Below are 17,179 nucleotides of genomic sequence, written 5' to 3' on the forward strand. Positions count from 1 at the left end.
GTGCAAAGAAGCCGATCATCCGCGTGATGACCGGCTTTTTTTAGGTCCTCCCTGGGATACCGCACACGGCGTGGTGACCATGGAGGTAGTATGAATAATCAATTGGTGAAGATCATCAGCGGCGATACCTTCACCCCCCTGTCTCTGGCCAAGAAGCTGAACGCCAGGGTGATTCTGGAATCATCTACGTATCAGAAAGGGCGAGAGCGGTACTCTCTTCTGATGATCGATGAGGCATTCACCCTCACCCAACGGGGTCAGGAAATCTTTATTTCGTCCCCCCTGCCTGGTGACGGGGAGGCTCATGAAGTCGGCGGTTCTTCGCGGGGACCTGAGCGGCGTATCCGCAGCAAGGCCCGGGATATCCTGGATGTTCTGAAATACTTTGCAGATCAGCACAGTTCAATGCATCAGGACTTTCCTTTCCCGGCGGGGGGAATCGGCTACTGCAGTTTCGAATTCAGCCGCTTCTGCGATACCATAGCGTTCACCTCCAAGCCCGATGAGCTGGATTTACCCGATGCATCGTTCATTTTCGGCCACAGCTTTGTGGTTTTCGACCATTATACCGACCAACTGTATCTCATCGCACTGAATTACCGGGAAAAACAGATAAACCTGGAAAAGGCCATTGCCCGTACGGAACGGCGCATACGGGACCTGAATTTCAACTATCTGCAGGAAGAACATGAAAGCTACTCCGTTGAAGAGGTGAGCAGTTCTGACCATGCCGAATCCTACAAGGAAATGGTAGAGAAGGTGCGGAAAGAGGTGGTTGCAGGGAATCTTCTCCAGGCGGTTCCCAGCCGGCGCCGGCGTTTTAAAACTGATATGCCAGCCATCGAGGCGTACAGAACCCTCCGGCAGTCCAATCCCTCACCCTATCTGTTCTATCTTGACTTCGGCAACCATCAACTCTTCGGTGCCAGTCCTGAAGTGCATGTAAAAGTAAAGGAGGGACGGGTGAAGGTGCGCCCCATTGCCGGAACCAGGCGCAGGGGTGCAACCACCGCCGAAGACAACGCTCTGGAACGTGAACTTCTATCCGATGAAAAAGAGCAGGCGGAGCATCTCATGCTGGTGGATCTGGGGCGCAATGACCTGGGCCGGGTGTGCAGCCCCGGTACGGTACAGCTCAGCGACTATATGATCACAGAGCGCTACTCCCGGGTTATGCACATTGTCAGTGAGGTGGAAGGGGAGCTGGATGAAGGGAAAACGGGAATAGATGCTCTCAGGGCCACCTTTCCTGCGGGCACCGTCAGCGGTGCACCGAAGATCCAGGCCATCAAAACCATCGATTCTCTGGAACCGGTTCAGCGAAGGTTCTACTCCGGGGTTGTGGGCTATGTTGAGCCCGGGGGCGATCTTGATACATGCATTGCCATACGCTCAGCCCTGTATAAGGACGGAATTCTGAATCTCCAGGCGGGGGGCGGAATAGTATTTGACAGTAAACCCGAAAGGGAACTGGAAGAGACCCAGGAAAAGATGTCGGCGCTTCTGCGGGCAATCGGGATTCAGGAGTAAGAGATGATTTGCATTATAGATAACTACGATTCGTTCACCCACAATCTGTATCAGTACTTCCGGGAGATTTGCGATCTTCCGGTGAAGGTGGTTCGGCACGATGAGATCACGGCTGAAGAAGTTGCCGGACTCAATCCCAGTCATATTGTAATCAGTCCCGGGCCCGGTCGTCCGGAAGATGCGGGAATAAGCCTGGAAGTGGTAAAACGGTATGCGGGAAAAATCCCCATTCTGGGCGTATGCCTTGGGCATCAGGCCATTGCACAGGCCTTCGGGGCCAGAATTGTGCAGGCTCAGAGAATTGTCCACGGAAAAGCTGAGGGGATGGAGCACGATGGAAAAGGTCTGTTCCGTTCCATTCCCAAGGCTGCGCCGTTCACCCGGTATCACAGTCTGGCAGTGGAGGAATCCACCTTGAACGGCGATTTTGAAATCAGTTCCAGAGCATCGGACGGGGAAATTATGGGAATCCGCCACCGGGAATATATTCTGGAAGGGGTTCAGTTTCATCCCGAATCCATTGCTTCGGAAGACGGGAAAAATCTCCTGAAAAACTTCATCAACTACCGGCGGGAACCCTTTGTGGCCAAGGATCAGCTGCTGAAAATCATGTCCGGTGAGCATATGAGCTCGAAAGAGGCGGAGGGATTCATGACCGAGCTCACCGAGGGAAAGCTCAGCGATATACAGATTGCGGGTTTTCTCACCGCCATCAGCACCAAGGGGATCGTTCCTGAGGAAATCGCCGGCTGTGCCGGAGTTCTTCAGAAAAAGCGAACCCCCATCAGTTCGGATCTCCCCCTGCTCGATACCTGCGGTACCGGCGGAGACGGTTTGGGAACCTTCAATATCAGCAGTATGTCGGCCCTGGTTGCCGCAAGCTGCGGCGCTTCAGTTGCCAAACACGGCAACAGAGCTGTGAGCAGCAGAAGCGGCTCAGCGGATTTTTACCGGGAACTGGGCATAGAGATTGATCTGACGGCGGAAGAAACCCAGAATCTTCTGCGGAAGAATGACTTTGCATTTCTGTTTGCACCGGTGTTCCACGGGGCAATGAAATATGCCGCCCCTGCACGAAAAACCCTGAAGGTGAAGACCATCATGAACCTGTTGGGACCCTTGGTGAACCCTGCGGGAGCTCATTATCAGCTGATCGGGGTGTACAGCGCCGCTTTGGCTCCTGTGATGGCCCGGGCTGCGGTGATGCTGGGCATTAAGCGGGGAATGGTGGTTCACGGTTTTGACGGGGAGGATGAACTGTCGGTAACCGGCAAGTCGCTGGTGGTGGAAATTCTGGAAGACGGCAGTCTGAAAGAGTACGAATTCGATCCCCACGAAAGCTGCGGCATACCCAAATATTCCCTGGAAGAACTTGCCGGGGGCGACGGGAAAACCAATGCCGAACTGGCCCGGCAGATAATCGGAGGGCAGGGAGTGGATGCGATCCGGGATGCGGTGTGCCTGAATGCCGGAGCCGCTCTGTATATCTACGGGATTGCTGACAGCATAGCCGATGGGTTTTCACGGGCCAGGGAAGCGTTGAGTTCCGGGGCTGTGGCGGATAAGCTCAAGGATACAATCTATCTTGCCCGGAGAATCCGGGATGGGCGAAGCTGATGGCTGCAGAGATTCTCGAAACGATAGTTGCATCAAGACGCCGGCGCATCCGAAAAGAAGGTGCGGATCAGGGGCTTTCAGATCAGTTTCTCCGGGGAGAGGGAAGCGGCAGCCCCGGGGCTGGAACTGTGCCCTTTGTGCGCAACCCTCTGGTGATCTGTGAAGTGAAGCGGCGAAGCCCTTCCCGGGGAGATATTTCCCGGGAACTGGATCCTGCGGAACAGGCCGGGCATTATCATACATCCGGAGTAGGTTCGGTTTCTGTCCTCACTGAGCAGGATCATTTCGGAGGCAGTCTGGCTGACCTGATCAATGTAAAGCGGGCTTACCCCGCTTGTCTGTGTTGAGAAAAGATTTCCTTCTCACCATCCGGGACATTGACATAAGCTACCGGGCGGGTGCGGATGCAGTTCTGCTCATCGCCGCCATTCTAGAGCCACAGCGTCTGGGAGAACTGTACAAGCGTACTCTTGAGCTGGGCATGACTGCGCTGGTTGAAGTCCACGATTCCGGAGAGCTGAATAAGGTGAAGCAGTCGGGGATCCGTCCCGAGCTTATGGGAATAAATGCCCGAAATCTCCGGAACTTTCAGGTGGATATGCTTGGCGCTCTCAAACTGAGACAAGAGATCGACTGGGAATGCGATGTGGTATTCGAATCGGGGATATTTGCTCCGGCCCAGGCGGCCCATGCAGCGGCAAGCGGCTTCTCGGGAGTCCTGGTTGGAGAGGCGGCGGTGAAAATTCCTGAACTGCCGGCCAGTCTCTCACATGGGTTGGAAAAACCCGGGGATTTTCCCCAGGCCGGCCATGAGTTCTGGGAGCGTCTGCTTGGTCTGAGACGCGGAGCCTGGCTGAGCGCCGGTACCGGGGGCAAACGGGCAGGCAGACCTCTGGTGAAAGTTTGCGGAATTACCCGGCGGACTGATGCCGAACATGCCGCGGCTGCGGGTGCAGATCTTCTGGGATTTGTTTTCGCCGACAGTCCCAGAAAAGCTTCCCTCGCCTTACTGGAGGAGCTCAGAGATCTGGATGTTCTCAAAGTGGCCGTGGTCACCGGCGATCCGGATGAAATGCTGCGGGAGGCCTGGAGAAGGGGGCTGATTGACGTTTTTCAGTATCACGGGGATGAAAGTCCGGAGGAATGCCAGGAACGGAAGCTTCCGTTTTACAAGGCCCTCACTCTGCGGTCAGAGGCGCAGGTGGATGACATCATGAGCTATGCATCTCCCAGAGTGCTGGTTGATGCATACAGCAGCAAAGCCCGTGGGGGGACCGGTACGTCAATTGAAGCGGATCTTGTGACCAGAGCTGCGGTCCAGAAACCGTTGTGGCTGGCGGGAGGACTGAACCCGGAGAATATTGCCAGTAAATTGGAGAGCTTCTCACCGGAGCTTGTGGATGTTTCCAGCGGTCTGGAGGCTGCACCGGGAGAGAAGGATCATGAAAAGGTGACGCGCTTTTTTCAGGAGATTAAACGTGCAGGTATATAATAATTATTTCGGCCGGTTCGGCGGCCGCTATGTGGCGGAAGTGTTGAGGGGCGCCCTGGATGATCTTGAGGCGGCTTTTATTGATGCCATGAATGACAGGGAGTTTCTGGAAGAGATTTCCAGGCTGCAAAAGGAGTTTATCGGCCGTCCCACTCCCCTGCTCTATGCTGAGAACAGCAGCAGAGAACTGGGGGGAGCGCAGATATTCATCAAGCAGGAAGGACTGGCGGCGACCGGTGCCCATAAGATTAATAATGCCCTTGGCCAGGCGCTGCTGGCAAAACGGATGGGGAAAACCCGGATTATTGCAGAAACCGGGGCGGGGCAGCACGGAGTTGCCACAGCTGCGGTGTGCGCCAAACTGGGACTTCCCTGCAGGGTGTACATGGGGGAGGTGGATATTGCCCGTCAGCGGCCCAATGTCTTTTCCATGGAGATGTACGGCGCAGAAGTGGTCCCGGTAAAAACCGGCAGCAGAACTCTCAAGGATGCGGTGAACGAAGCCCTGAGAGACTGGGCCGGCAGCTTCGATGAAACCCATTATCTCATCGGTTCCGCTTTGGGACCAAGTCCGTTTCCCGACATGGTCCGGGAATTTCAGGCGGTCATCGGCAGGGAAGTGCGCCAGCAGGCTGAACGGCAGATTATCCCCAGGGGGCTCCACCTGGAGGCTCTCATCGCCTGCGTGGGCGGAGGGTCCAATGCAATGGGGTTCTTTGCCCCCTTCATTGAGGAGGAGCATCCCAGATTGATCGGCGTGGAAGCCGGCGGTAGAGGCGCAGGAATCGGCGAGCATGCCGCCCGCATGACCTCTGAGGCCAGCACGGGAATTGTCCAGGGATACAAGTCCCGCTTCCTTCTGGACGAAGACGGACAGGTTCAGCACACCCATTCCATTTCCGCCGGCCTGGATTATCCGGGCATAGGTCCCCAGCTTGCTCACCTCGGCGAAACCGGCCGGGTAGAATTCCATGCCGCCCGGGACGATCAGGCTCTGGATGCTCTGAAGTATCTGGCCTCCCGGGAAGGGGTGATTTTCGCCCTGGAGTCCGCCCACGGGGCATGGTACGGCATTGAGCTTGCCAAAACCCTGAAACCTGATCAGGCCATTGTAATTAACATGTCCGGCAGGGGAGATAAAGATATTTTTATTACCGCTAAAGCAGTACAGCCGGAAGTGTGGTCAGAATTTCTGGGTAGTGAGATCCAGGAAATCCGGAATACCCGGACTCAGAGCACAGCTTCGGGCCGGGGCCCGGAAACCGGAAGAGGAGAACCGTCATGATAGAATTAATGGCCCACATGATTCCCTATTATCCAGATGCGGAAATCAGCAAAGAGGTGGCTCTGCGGATGCTGGAGGCAGGCACGAAGTATCTGGAAGTGCAGTTTCCGTTTTCGGATCCCAGTGCAGACGGACCGGTTATTGAAGAGGCCTGCCAGAAGGCTTTGAACAACGGATTTCGCATGGAGAAGGGCTTCGAGTTTGTTTCCAGTCTCATGAAGGAAAGCCCCAGGCTTCAGTCCGGAGATGCCGAGCTTTTTGTAATGACCTATGCGTCTCCGGTAACCGTCCGCGGGGTGGAAAGCTTTGTCCAGCGTGCCGCCCGGGCAGGTGTCCGGGGACTGATTATCCCGGATCTTCCTCCTGACAGCGACGAGGGGCTGTATGAGGCCTGCCGTCGGCACGGGGTTGAGGTGATACCGGTTCTCGCCACCAGCTCCCGGCCGGAACGGGTGGAATTGGCAGCTACGCATAACCCAAGGTTTATCTACTGCGCATTGCGGAAGGGAATTACCGGACAGGATACGGTGCTGGGCGGCGAAAATATCACCTTCATTGAGAATGCCGGGAAAAGCGGTGCAAAAATTATGGCCGGATTCGGCATATCACGCCGGGAACAGGTGGAAGCACTGGACGGACATGCCCATGCTGCGGTAGTGGGAAGCGCTTTTCTCCGTGCTCTGCACAAAGCAGAAGAGGAGCATGGTGCACTTGGTGCTGAACATGCGGGAAACGCCGTGGCGGATTTAGTGTCCAGCCTCCTTGGAAAATAATTGACCCCTGCGGGAGAATCATTTACTCTTCTAGGACGCTGATTTCCAGGAGGAATGCAATGAGCGATCAGGTCACATTGACGACTGAAAATTTTGAAAATGAAGTTCTGAAGTCTGACATTCCGGTGGTTGTTGATTTTTGGGCGGAATGGTGTATGCCCTGCAGAATGATTGCGCCGGTTCTGGAAGACCTATCCAAGGAATACAGCGGAAAAATCAAAGTCGGCAAACTTAACGTGGACGATCATGGAGATATCGGTGCAAAGTACAACATTATCAGTATACCCACCCTCCTGGTGTTCAAAGACGGACAGCTGATCAAGCAGCACGTGGGGGCCGCACCGAAAGCTACCATCCAGGAGCTGATCTCTTCAGCCATGTAATATCTCCCGAAGTATTACCTATACAGGGACCGTTCTAAGCGGTCCCTTTTTGAATTTTCCGCTTTTCACGGTTCATACACATCCTGACAATTTTCATGGCCGAAGCTGCTGCATGAAGTGGGCACGATGTGCCAGTCGTTTTTCCCGTTGGTATCGTTGAATTCCAGGTCTCTGCATATGCTCCGGGTTGATGTGGAATCCTCGCTTCGAAGGCAATCCTCCGGAATTATCTGGTCCCCCGAATACACCCAGGCACCCGCCCCGGCGAGTTCGTTCATTACTCTCTGGGTGTAGGATGTTCCAAAACTGCCGTAATCCTGGCCTTCTTCGTAGCTTCGGTTGCTGTATAATACGGCATCAAGAATTTCCGCACCCGGGGCGGGGCTCGCATAGATGCTCAGTGCGCCATTGGTATCGCTGAGTCCCTGGTCCCCTTCCGTCCAGAAATCCCGGACATCTGCAATTGCGTTGGGTGCCGTTGCAGAGTTTCCCGCTAGAATCCTATCTTCACCGTATTCATCTGTTTCTCCTGCCAGGCCGTCAGAGCGAAAATGAACAATAAGATACTCGCCCTGTTCAACCTCCTGATCCTGAAAACGAAGGCAGGATTTATGATCACCGGCGGCACCGTTATATACGGTAATTCCACCCAGATTACCCTCCCGAAGCACAACGATTTCGGCTTTCTCATAGCGGCTGCTGCTGTGTTCGGTGATAAACTCACTGAGTATAAGTTGAGCCGGATTGATGTTGACTGAATAGAACGGCAGAAGAAACCAAAGTTCATTTCCTGTGTCATCCCGCACTCTGCCTTCAAGTGTCAGCTCTTCCCCTGGGAGATCATCCCCGTTCAAGGCCAACAGAAGGCTGGTTTGATCAGCTTGCTCTATTCCGGAAATTTCAAAGCCTCCGCAGGCGGCAAAATCATCTGAATCAAATTTGATATGCTCATTGAACTTCAGAATGAGACTTCCCCGGCCCGGCTGTTCCAGCCCTGTATACACAGGAGGCTGAAGATCCTTCATCCCCCTGATACCCTGAAACAGAGGGACACAGGATAACAGAATGCAGAATAATCCCAGACTGAGCAGAATCTCCGCTGCCCGGCGGCAAACTGGAGCCCGAACGTTCGTATCCATAGTTTCCCCTCTTTCTCTTTGGTGACACCGGTCATTTCTGATACCGGGAAAAAAGCGCTGCTGCTTTGCCTGGAGAGTGTAAAACGGATATAATTTGAATTGCCGAAAGCCGGACCGGACAACCGACCTGCTTTTGACTACGCTGCGGAGGTTAATATCCTATGGCTGACAGAAGAAAATACGGAACGGTGATGCTGGTGTTTTTCATGTCCCTTGGACTGTCCGTCGGCCTCTCCGTCGAGCCGGGCGGCACGCTGTTCGCTGCGCCGCCGGAAATTCAGTCGGTGGAAGGGTATCTGGTAGCTACAGCAGGTCCGTTCACCGGACTGAGCAGCGGTTTTGAGTACATTCGGCAGAACAGTAATAGTGACAGCAGATCTGTACAGCTTCCCGGAATTCTTCCCCGGGAATCAACCGAGGGGGCTGAAGAGGCTGAGGGTTCATTGGAAGATGTGTATCTGGCCCGCTATGAATTTATGAATACAGATATCTGGGTAATCGGTTCTCAAGCATGGAATGGTTTCGCTACTGTACCGGAAAACCTCTTGAGGTGGCGGCGAAACACGCAGCTGTGTGCCGGAAGAGATCTTTTACTGGCAACCGGCGGCACCCATTTGGCCCTCTCCTTGAGTGCATCTGGGGCGGTATATCTGATTCTTTTTCCGGATACAGTGCTCGATATCTGCAGATTCCTGGATAGCTACCAGCCTCTGGCATCTTTTTTTAATCCCCGGGGGATTCAGAATGCTCCGGTTTTTCCCGGTGTTTTGGGGGTGCTTCCCTGAGCTGCATCCCCGTGGTGAAAAAAGGGTAATCGAAATTCTCAGGATTCCGATATTGATATTATGAAACCCGCAGGGAACCGGAACATCATATTGCTCATAATTCTGAGTGTATTTTTCTTTCCGGTGCTTTACGCACAGGATCTGGGTATCTCGGTGGAAGATCTCCGGATTGAACAGAGCCTGGAAGGGGGCTATTACCTCTATGTGCGGAATAAAGCGGATATCGAAAGCATCATCCTCACAGAATCAACCGAGGACCCTGAGCGGGAAGTTGCAAGTTACACGTTGAGAAATCCTGAATATCACCCCGAGAACGGAGATGAGAAGCGGATCCTGGATGGCGAAATTCTCGAGGACGATACCCTTCACTTTCTGCTGGATTCTACACCGGTTCCTGATGATCAGTTCGGATCGGCCTTTCGAATTTTTATTCCCTATGTGGTGATTTATGGCTATGACTGGAGCAGACAGGGCGAAATACAGGTGCTGGACGGCACATATTTGAGCGTTAGGAGTTTTGAGCTTCCCTATGCGGATTACCGTGGAGCGTTTCAGGATAATCCATTTATTATCCGGGTTTCCCAGAGGCCTTCCCCGGGGCCGCCGGAAGGCAATTACATGGAAGAGACCGTTGAGAGCTTTTCCCGGATTGCTGAAGATACCAGCGGAAAGGTTCTGTACTCCCAGGGCGAAGAGGATATTTTAACCCGTATTGAGGAAATTCTCAGTGACGAGGAAGGCAGGCAGCTGGATCTGGTTATTGCCCTGGACAGCACCCAGTCCATGGAAAACGATATGCCCTACCTGAGAGATCATCTGGGAGATCTGATAGAACGCACAACTACCGGATTCGACCGCGTGAGAATCGGATTTGTCTACTACCGGGACTACCTGGAAGAGTATCTGTACCGGATCAGTGATTTCCAGACGGGGACTGACGTGGTTGGTGATGTGCTCGCCAGAATCCGCCCCACCGGCGGCCGGGATATACCGGAAGCGGTAAACGAGGCCCTCTATGCGGCGCTGGAGAACTTTGCATGGATGGCTGACAACAGAAAGATAATCCTCATCGGCGATGCACCGCCCCATCCCCGGCCCAGGGGAAAAATAACCGCTGAGATGGTGAAGGAAGCGGCTTCAGAAAACGATGTAGCGGTTCATGTGATAATTCTTCCTCATTGAGCAAGATGCGCTGAACTCATTGAGAAAGCGGCGTTGAACCGGCCCCTGTTGTATTAGCTCTCTTTCCGGGCTTCTTCGATTTTATTCAGAAGCTTCCGGCTCAGGACCTCCACCCATTGGGGAAGAACTGACGGATCCTCGGCGGATTCATACCGGGCGATAATATCGCTGAATCCCTCTTCCGCCTGATCAAATCTGTCCAGCTTATAGTGAATTAAAGAAATCTGATAATCCGCAGCCGCAATATTCGCCTGGTCATCAGGAAACCGCACTTTAAACTCTTCCAGATAAAACATGGCTGAATCCCAATTCAGCTCATCCATATTTTCCTGTGCTCTTTGAAAAAATTCCTGTTTGCTCAGATCCTCGGGGATTTCCTGAGGAGTGCTCTGACAGGCGGTTGTGAGCAGAAGGGCTGCAACGGCTATCGCTCCAAGAAGGCTGTGAAATGCTCTGTGCTGATTCCGGGTTTTGGGAAAATAACGGGAATGTGCTTCAATCATATGAACCTCATTTGAAATATCAACGTTTCTATCGGAAGTATACCTGATTAACAGGACAATTACATGGGTTCACAGGTTACGGATATTTCACGGGTCCTGCAATAGCCGCATACTTTGCCCTGCCGATCTTAGAAAACCTCGAAGCTTTCGGGATCATACTGCTCATCCTGACCGGGAAGGCTGTGTTTCAGGTCCCGTATGAACTCCTCGGGGTCTCCCATGGGAAGGTAGGCCTCGCAGTATTCACGTTCCCTCCGGGAAACGGTGAAATACTTATAGATTTTTTCACCGCCCTGCTGTTTTCGCCACTTTCCCGCTGTACAACGCACCCTCAAGCGCTTGTGATCCCCCCGGTTATCAACAACCAGTTTGCAGTTGGCGCAGTTGGCACAGAAGATTTTTTCTTTTCCCGTTTTGGACATGATCGGCTTCTTATTCCATGAAATACGGTGAACAGACCTTACTCACCAATATGTTCAAAAAGTGTAACACGACCCTATAAGGGGGTCAATGTGGCTGTGGAATTGCCTTACCAGACCTGAAATTCAGGATGTTCATCCAGAATGGGAATCATGCTGTAGCGGCCGCCGATATGATCCAGCCGGGTGATTTTTTCAAGGGCCGCAGTCAGTTTGGCTTCTTCAACCCTGTGGGTGGTGATCACCAGGGGAACGGGAGTTTCATGGCTTTCGGGTACATCCGGAACCTCATGCTGAAGTACCGAGCTGACGCTGATGTCGTATTCCGCCAAAACCCTGGTGACGCCAGCGAGTATGCCGGCTCTGTCTTCAAGCTGAAGTCGGATGTAATACCGCCGGAGAATGTGGTCTGCTGGAGTGAGCCGTGCCCCGGGACTGAGGTCCGGCCATGTTAAGAGACTTGAGAACAGGGCGGGGTAGCTGCCGTTGGCGATGCTCAGAATATCAGCCAGCACCGCCGATGCCGTGGGGCTGCCGCCGGCTCCCCGGCCGTAGTACATGGTATGGCCCACGCTGTGGCCGTATACGCTGATGGCATTGAAAGCGCCGCTGATCCATGCAAGGGGGTGGTCCCGATTGATAAAGGCCGGCTCCACCCTGAGAAAACTTCCTTCGCTGCTGCGGGTTGCCGATGCGATGAGCTTTATGACATATCCCATTTCAGAGCCGAACGCAACGTCCTCGGACTGAAGGGTATCGATACCCTTCACCGGGATCTGCTCAAGTGCGACCGCTTCGCCGAAGGCAAGGCTGCCCATGATTGCGATTTTATGGGCTGAGTCTGAACCGTTCACATCCAGACTGGGATCAGCCTCCGCCAGTCCGCTTTCCTGGGCCAGGCCCAGTGCTTCGGAATAGCTCATTCCGTTTTCTATCATTTCGGTCAGAATAAAATTGCTTGTTCCGTTCACGATACCGTAAATGGCATCAATATTATTGGCGGTGAGTCCGTCTGTGAGTGCTCTGATTATGGGGATTCCTCCCCCGCAGCTGGATTCGAATGCAAGGCTCACACCGTTCTTCCGGGCTGTCTGAAACAGCTCCGGTCCCTCATGGGCCAGAAGGGCTTTGTTGGCGGTAACCACATGTTTCCCCGCCTGAAGGGATTCTCTGATCAGCGTCCCTGCAAAATCCGTCCCGCCTACCAGCTCCACAACAATGCCGACATCTTCGTCCCGGAGAATATCCCGGTAATCCAGGCTGATGAGTTCAGAGGGGACTCCCGCATCCAAAGCGCTTTCTCTGCGGCGTACGACCACTTTTCGAAGATATATGTCGGCGGAGCTTCTGGTTCGCCGTGTTTCCCGGTCATTGAGCAGCAGACGGGCTGCACTGGCTCCCACCGTACCGCAGCCCACTATGGCTACGCCCACAGGCCTGTGAGATCTATTTTCGGAACTCCTGTCCACATATACCCCCTGATGTATATTTATTACATCTTATTGTATAAAGCACCAATCTATGCGTTGGTCAAATGACTGTCAAGACCGTGTGTTCATGCTACAATTCAGGTAATGATAGATATGATCAGCCCGGAAGAGTTCCGAACTCTTCCCCGTGTTTTCGAATTCGGCGGTCTTGATTCTGATTGGGGGGACTCCCCCTGGCTGCCCCTGCCGGTGATTTTTGAGCTGTCCCGGGGAGATGACCGGAATTCAGATACCGTATTCAATCTCAGTACTGCATACCCCGAAAAGCAGCTTCAAACCGAAGCCGGCATAGCTGTACGGCGTCTCACAGGCCAATCCAGAGCTGAACTGTACCGGCAGTGGTTTCTCATGCGGAAAAATCGTGCAGGTTTCAAGGGATTCAGTGTGGAGCAGATATGCACGATTTACCGGGAGCTCTGCCGGAACTCCGTAGACATAGATGAGCTGAAGTCGCTGATTCACAGGGATGTGAAGCTTTTTTCACAGCTTGATGCCTTGTGTGCACTGGAGAGCGAATGGTTTTGGTGTATATCCGATATGAACCTCCCCTGGTCTCATGCCCTGAAATTTTCTCATTTGCCCATAGCCCTGCTGCAGAATCTGAAACGGCATCAGAAAGCCGATGAGCGAAGGGACGGGGGGAAGCTGACCTCTTCGGAATTCCGCATCCATCTTCAGCTTCTTCACGACCTTCATAAACGGGGCATGAGTGAGGAGGAGCTTGTAGATCTGCAGCAGGAGGAGTTCCGTCAGCCGGGAACACTTCACCGGGCCAGAAACCCCCAACTGAGTATCCGGAAAGAGAAGCTGCATCGTATTCAGCAGTCGGCGCTGAAGCATAGCGGCATCAGCATAGATATCCCGGAAAACCTTGAAGGAGACCGGATCCGGCTCAGTTTTTCCGTGAGGAACGGAAATGAGCTGGATCAGAAGCTGATATCATTAAAAAACCTGACCGAAGAGATGGACCGCATTGAACGAATTTTATTTGAATAATATATCCCAGCTGTACATTCACCGAAGTGTGGAAAAACTTCCGGGCACACTCAGAGGGCTTGAAAAGCTGCGGGAGCTGGGTATTCATGAACACCGGGTGGTGAACGACAGAAGCGAAATACCCGGTGAACATCTCCGCCAGTCCACACTCTATCTGAGCCCGGTTCGGGGAGAACCTCTTGGACATTGCCCGGGCAGCAAGGGGCATATCTGCTGCAACTACCACACGCTGGATCTCTACATGGGGTGTTCGCTGGGCTGCAGCTACTGTGTTATGCAGAGTTACCTGAATTTCAGTCCGATCACGATTCAAATGGATACTTCTCCGATGATCGATTCCATCCGCCGGCTGGCGGAAACCAATCCCGATAGACAGATCCGGGTGGGAACCGGGGAAGTGGGCGATTCACTGCTGTTTGATCCGCTGTTTCAATTGAACGGCGAGCTGATGGCCGCTCTGGCTGATATTCCCAATCTGGTCCTGGAATTCAAGACCAAAACCGATTATGTGGATCATCTGCTGCAGCTGCCGGGGAGAAAATTCACGGTGATCGGGTTTTCGTTGAATACGGATGAAATATCCCGGGCCGAAGACGGGTATTCGGTAAGCATTATACGAAGGTTTGAAGCTGCGAAGAGGGTGCTGGATGCGGGCATGAGCGTCGCCTTTCATTTTGATCCCATGATCCGCTCAGGAGACTGGAAGCCCGGATACGAGAAGCTGTGCAACAGCATTCTGGAACTCCATCAATATGCCCTGGAGGAATGTGAAGACCCCGGAAACGGGCTTTGGCCTATTGCGTGGGTCAGCATGGGTACTGTACGATTTACATCGGCACTGAGAGATAAAATTGCAGACAGACCCTATTTGTATGATGAGTACAGCAGAGGCCGGGACGGAAAATTCCGCTATCTGCAGCCTTTGCGGGCAGAACTGTATCGATTGATACATGGAAACCTCCAGCCGATACTGGAAGGTGAACGGCCGCTGCGCCTTTATATGTGCATGGAAAGCGATGCCATGTGGCGTCAGGTGTTTGGCAATACTCCGGCTCATATTCCGGAACTGAAGCCGATTTTTCAGCCCCTCAGGAGCGCTCCATGATGAGTGTTGTACGAGGAGTGTCGTCTGAGAAGCGTTGTATGAGAAACGTTGTATGAGAAACGTTGTATGAGAAACGTAGTATGAGTTGTAAGAGTTACGTGGTATGAAACGAGGAGTTCTACATGTCTAAAATCCGCTTTTTGATATTGTTCCTGGCTTTCACATCTTTTGGCAGTATCTGGGCAGATGCCGATGTGATCGGCGAAATTCTTTTCATCGACGGGGATGTTCAGATTTTTCGCAATACCGAGGAATTGGACCGTCCGGACTTCGGGGACAGGATTGAAAATCTTGACCAGGTAATTACCGGAAGTAACGGCAGTCTGGAAGTTGCCGTATATCCGGAAACAGGAATTCATGCCTCTATCATCATACAGCCCGACACCAGCATGTACTTCGATATCACCGGCCTGCGGGAAGAGCAGAGCGGTGCCCTTGAACTGCTCACCGGACGGGTGGATCTCACCGTGGGGAGGCTCAGCGGACGCAACCAGCTGGATATCCGTACCGGATCCGCTGCAATGGGCGTACGGGGCACCACATTTTCCGTAAGTTCCACCCCTGGCGGTGATGTGCTGCTCACCACTGCAGAAGGGCGTGTGGAGTGCCGTACAGCCTCGGGTGAACGGTTCTTTGCCGTTCCAGGTGAAGTGGTGGAGAAACGCAGCGACGGCGTCTGGCAGAATCTCAGTGTCGATCCCGAAGAACTGGAGACATTCCGGGACAGATGGATATCCCAGCGAATAGAAGCGCTGGACGCCCAGGCATCCCGGGCTATAGCAGACTACGGCCAGCGCTACCTGGATTTACGTGACAGATTTATCGATGCCTATGTCAGACTGATGAATAACCGCGAGGTGATCCAGAAATGGATGAACGAAGATCGTGTGGGAAAACTCGGCAGCCGCAGCGACAGGCTCAGGGAAAAGCGGCAGATCATCGGAGCCCTCATGAATATCCGGGGCGTCCAGTTTATGTTTGAGAGGGTGTATTACCGCCTTGCCCAGCTTTCTGAACGCTATCCCGGAGTAAACGGAAACGTGAATGTACGCCCCGGACTTTCCATACGGAACTTTTACCGCCAGTTTGAACAGGACAGGGATATGTTCAGCCGCCGAATGAGAGAGGTGAGGTATATCCTGAAACTCTATGCTCTCCGCAATGAGGGGCGTACGCCCTTTGATGATTTTATGTCCGGGGGATTTGAATCTGAGGAAGATTTCTTCGGCAGTGACGATGACTTTTTTTAAGCAGCATTTTCCACAAGCTTCTGTGCACTGTCAAAGCTAAAAAAAAAGCCTCCGGGAAAATCCCGGGGGCTTTTTTTTGCAGATTCTATGGGGCTTCCGTTCAAACGGAAGCTTAGTCCAGATTCACCGCATCATCTGTTTCCAGATCAAAGAAAATCACTTTTTCCATGTCCGGTTTGAAATGCGCAGTATCTCCCACGTTGAATGTGATGTGGGGATCTACACGGGCAATCATCTGGTGCTTCTCAGTGCTTCCGTATACGTGAGTTTCCGCACCCAGGGGTTCGATAACACCTACGGTTACAGCCATTGATTTTCCATCAACCGCCTTGTCACTGTACACAAGATCTTCGGCCCGGTATCCGAATACCATGGATTTTCCCACATAGGGTTTGATGGCTTCGGCATTCTTTCCCTCAACGTTGAGTTTGAAGGTTCCTTCGTCGATTACGATCTTGCCGCCCTCTTCTTTCACTTCAACATTCATGAAGTTCATTGGGGGGGAGCCCATGAATCCGGCAACGAAGCGGTTCACCGGCTTGTTGTACAGGGTGAGGGGATCACCGATCTGCTGGATTACGCCGTCTTTCATTACAACAATTTTGTCACCCATGGTCATGGCTTCAACCTGGTCATGAGTTACATAGATCATTGTTGCCTGAAGGCGGGTATGCAGAGAGGAAATTTCCGCACGCATCTGTACACGCAGCTTTGCATCAAGATTTGAAAGGGGCTCATCGAAGAGGAAAACCTTGGGATGACGCACGATTGCACGGCCTACGGCAACACGCTGCCGCTGACCACCGGAAAGCTGCTTGGGCCGACGCTCGAGAAGTTCCTTGATTTCAAGGATCTCGGCTGCTTCGTCCACACGCTTTTGGATCTCTTCCTTGTCGTATTTCCGGATTTTCAGACCGAAGGCCATGTTATCGAATACGGTCATATGAGGATAGAGCGCGTAGTTCTGGAATACCATTGCAATGTCCCGGTCTTTGGGGGGAACATCGTTCACCAGTTTTCCATCGATATAGAGTTCGCCGCTTGAAATATCTTCAAGACCGGCAACCATTCGGAGCGTGGTAGTCTTACCACAGCCGGAAGGACCGACAAGGACCACAAATTCCTTGTCCTGGATGGTGATGTTTGCATGTTTTACTGCATGAACACCGCCATCATACACTTTGTTGACATTTTTCAGTTCAACTGTAGCCATAAGATGGGACCTCCATC

Annotated in this window: 17 protein-coding genes; 12 read left to right on the plus strand and 5 right to left on the minus strand. The window is 52.9% G+C overall.

Going from position 1 to position 17,179, the window contains the following annotated elements:
- The first annotated feature begins 90 nt into the window (after positions 1–90).
- The 7 genes from trpE to trxA are packed head-to-tail and all read left to right on the plus strand — an operon-like array spanning position 91 to position 7,080.
- Positions 91–1,530, plus strand: coding sequence for an anthranilate synthase component I (trpE, locus tag L21SP2_RS00935; RefSeq protein WP_024266571.1), 1,440 nt, complete (start codon positions 91–93; stop codon positions 1,528–1,530).
- A gap of 3 nt (positions 1,531–1,533) precedes the next feature.
- Positions 1,534–3,147 (plus strand): bifunctional anthranilate synthase component II/anthranilate phosphoribosyltransferase, encoded by a 1,614-nt coding sequence (locus tag L21SP2_RS00940; RefSeq protein ID WP_024266572.1) that lies wholly within the window; start codon positions 1,534–1,536, stop codon positions 3,145–3,147.
- A complete protein-coding gene (locus L21SP2_RS18980; protein ID WP_053335529.1) occupies positions 3,147–3,494 on the plus strand; it encodes a beta/alpha barrel domain-containing protein in 348 nt (115 codons plus the stop codon). Before L21SP2_RS00940 ends, L21SP2_RS18980 begins: the two co-directional genes overlap by 1 nt.
- Positions 3,488–4,639 (plus strand): bifunctional indole-3-glycerol phosphate synthase/phosphoribosylanthranilate isomerase, encoded by a 1,152-nt coding sequence (locus L21SP2_RS18985; protein ID WP_169730400.1) that lies wholly within the window; start codon positions 3,488–3,490, stop codon positions 4,637–4,639. The genes L21SP2_RS18980 and L21SP2_RS18985 overlap by 7 nt, the downstream gene beginning before the upstream one ends.
- A complete protein-coding gene (gene trpB / locus L21SP2_RS00955; protein WP_024266573.1) occupies positions 4,626–5,924 on the plus strand; it encodes a tryptophan synthase subunit beta in 1,299 nt (432 codons plus the stop codon). The genes L21SP2_RS18985 and trpB overlap by 14 nt, the downstream gene beginning before the upstream one ends.
- Positions 5,921–6,697, plus strand: a complete 777-nt coding sequence (gene trpA, locus L21SP2_RS00960; protein ID WP_024266574.1) for a tryptophan synthase subunit alpha — start codon at positions 5,921–5,923, stop codon at positions 6,695–6,697. Before trpB ends, trpA begins: the two co-directional genes overlap by 4 nt.
- Positions 6,698–6,756: 59 nt before the next feature.
- Positions 6,757–7,080 carry a thioredoxin gene (gene trxA / locus L21SP2_RS00965; RefSeq protein ID WP_024266575.1) on the plus strand — a complete coding sequence of 108 codons (324 nt, stop codon included), beginning with the start codon at positions 6,757–6,759 and terminating at the stop codon, positions 7,078–7,080.
- 65 nt (positions 7,081–7,145) lie between these two features.
- Here the strand turns inward: trxA and L21SP2_RS00970 are convergent, their stop codons facing one another.
- Positions 7,146–8,219 (minus strand): lipoprotein TP_1001-related protein, encoded by a 1,074-nt coding sequence (locus L21SP2_RS00970; protein WP_144082882.1) that lies wholly within the window; start codon positions 8,217–8,219, stop codon positions 7,146–7,148.
- Positions 8,220–8,380: 161 nt separating this feature from the next.
- On the opposite strand from L21SP2_RS00970, the gene L21SP2_RS00980 reads away from it, so the two are divergent.
- Both L21SP2_RS00980 and L21SP2_RS00985 read left to right on the plus strand, forming a co-directional pair.
- On the plus strand, positions 8,381–9,004 hold the full coding sequence (locus L21SP2_RS00980; RefSeq protein ID WP_024266578.1) for a hypothetical protein: 624 nt from the start codon (positions 8,381–8,383) through the stop codon (positions 9,002–9,004).
- A gap of 60 nt (positions 9,005–9,064) precedes the next feature.
- A complete protein-coding gene (locus tag L21SP2_RS00985) occupies positions 9,065–10,186 on the plus strand; it encodes a VWA domain-containing protein (RefSeq protein ID WP_024266579.1) in 1,122 nt (373 codons plus the stop codon).
- 53 nt (positions 10,187–10,239) lie between these two features.
- Here the strand turns inward: L21SP2_RS00985 and L21SP2_RS00990 are convergent, their stop codons facing one another.
- The 3 genes from L21SP2_RS00990 to L21SP2_RS01000 all read right to left on the minus strand — a co-directional run bounded on the left by L21SP2_RS00990 (position 10,240) and on the right by L21SP2_RS01000 (position 12,577).
- Positions 10,240–10,689 carry an outer membrane protein assembly factor BamD gene (locus tag L21SP2_RS00990; protein WP_024266580.1) on the minus strand — a complete coding sequence of 150 codons (450 nt, stop codon included), beginning with the start codon at positions 10,687–10,689 and terminating at the stop codon, positions 10,240–10,242.
- A 128-nt stretch (positions 10,690–10,817) separates the two neighbouring features.
- Positions 10,818–11,111 (minus strand): hypothetical protein, encoded by a 294-nt coding sequence (locus L21SP2_RS00995; RefSeq protein WP_024266581.1) that lies wholly within the window; start codon positions 11,109–11,111, stop codon positions 10,818–10,820.
- A gap of 107 nt (positions 11,112–11,218) precedes the next feature.
- The gene (locus L21SP2_RS01000) at positions 11,219–12,577 is read right to left on the minus strand and encodes a homoserine dehydrogenase (protein ID WP_053335531.1); all 1,359 of its coding nucleotides are present in this window, start codon (positions 12,575–12,577) and stop codon (positions 11,219–11,221) included.
- Between the two features lie 114 nt (positions 12,578–12,691).
- On the opposite strand from L21SP2_RS01000, the gene L21SP2_RS01005 reads away from it, so the two are divergent.
- The 3 genes from L21SP2_RS01005 (at position 12,692) to L21SP2_RS01015 (ending at position 15,949) form a co-directional block, all read left to right on the plus strand.
- Entirely contained in the window at positions 12,692–13,594 is a 903-nt protein-coding gene (locus tag L21SP2_RS01005) for a hypothetical protein (RefSeq protein WP_024266583.1), read from the plus strand.
- Positions 13,587–14,699 carry an SPL family radical SAM protein gene (locus tag L21SP2_RS01010; RefSeq protein WP_053335532.1) on the plus strand — a complete coding sequence of 371 codons (1,113 nt, stop codon included), beginning with the start codon at positions 13,587–13,589 and terminating at the stop codon, positions 14,697–14,699. Before L21SP2_RS01005 ends, L21SP2_RS01010 begins: the two co-directional genes overlap by 8 nt.
- A gap of 122 nt (positions 14,700–14,821) precedes the next feature.
- The gene (locus L21SP2_RS01015) at positions 14,822–15,949 is read left to right on the plus strand and encodes a FecR family protein (RefSeq protein ID WP_024266585.1); all 1,128 of its coding nucleotides are present in this window, start codon (positions 14,822–14,824) and stop codon (positions 15,947–15,949) included.
- A 112-nt stretch (positions 15,950–16,061) separates the two neighbouring features.
- On the opposite strand, the gene L21SP2_RS01020 is transcribed toward L21SP2_RS01015, so the two are convergent.
- Positions 16,062–17,162 (minus strand): ABC transporter ATP-binding protein, encoded by a 1,101-nt coding sequence (locus L21SP2_RS01020; protein WP_024266586.1) that lies wholly within the window; start codon positions 17,160–17,162, stop codon positions 16,062–16,064.
- Between the last annotated feature and the right edge of the window lie 17 nt (positions 17,163–17,179).

This window comes from Salinispira pacifica (assembly GCF_000507245.1).
Taxonomy (GTDB): Bacteria; Spirochaetota; Spirochaetia; order DSM-27196; family Salinispiraceae; genus Salinispira; species Salinispira pacifica.

Excerpts from the sequence above, each read along its gene's own strand:
- trpE (WP_024266571.1), top strand. The coding sequence starts at position 91 with ATGAATAATCAATTGGTGAAGATCATCAGCGGCGATACCTTCACCCCC.
- L21SP2_RS00940 (WP_024266572.1), top strand. The coding sequence starts at position 1,534 with ATGATTTGCATTATAGATAACTACGATTCGTTCACCCACAATCTGTAT.
- L21SP2_RS18980 (WP_053335529.1), top strand. The coding sequence starts at position 3,147 with ATGGCTGCAGAGATTCTCGAAACGATAGTTGCATCAAGACGCCGGCGC.
- trpA (WP_024266574.1), top strand. The coding sequence starts at position 5,921 with ATGATAGAATTAATGGCCCACATGATTCCCTATTATCCAGATGCGGAA.
- trxA (WP_024266575.1), top strand. The coding sequence starts at position 6,757 with ATGAGCGATCAGGTCACATTGACGACTGAAAATTTTGAAAATGAAGTT.
- L21SP2_RS00970 (WP_144082882.1), bottom strand. The coding sequence starts at position 8,219 with ATGGATACGAACGTTCGGGCTCCAGTTTGCCGCCGGGCAGCGGAGATT.
- L21SP2_RS00980 (WP_024266578.1), top strand. The coding sequence starts at position 8,381 with ATGGCTGACAGAAGAAAATACGGAACGGTGATGCTGGTGTTTTTCATG.
- L21SP2_RS00985 (WP_024266579.1), top strand. The coding sequence starts at position 9,065 with ATGAAACCCGCAGGGAACCGGAACATCATATTGCTCATAATTCTGAGT.
- L21SP2_RS00990 (WP_024266580.1), bottom strand. The coding sequence starts at position 10,689 with ATGATTGAAGCACATTCCCGTTATTTTCCCAAAACCCGGAATCAGCAC.
- L21SP2_RS00995 (WP_024266581.1), bottom strand. The coding sequence starts at position 11,111 with ATGTCCAAAACGGGAAAAGAAAAAATCTTCTGTGCCAACTGCGCCAAC.
- L21SP2_RS01005 (WP_024266583.1), top strand. The coding sequence starts at position 12,692 with ATGATCAGCCCGGAAGAGTTCCGAACTCTTCCCCGTGTTTTCGAATTC.
- L21SP2_RS01015 (WP_024266585.1), top strand. The coding sequence starts at position 14,822 with ATGTCTAAAATCCGCTTTTTGATATTGTTCCTGGCTTTCACATCTTTT.
- L21SP2_RS01020 (WP_024266586.1), bottom strand. The coding sequence starts at position 17,162 with ATGGCTACAGTTGAACTGAAAAATGTCAACAAAGTGTATGATGGCGGT.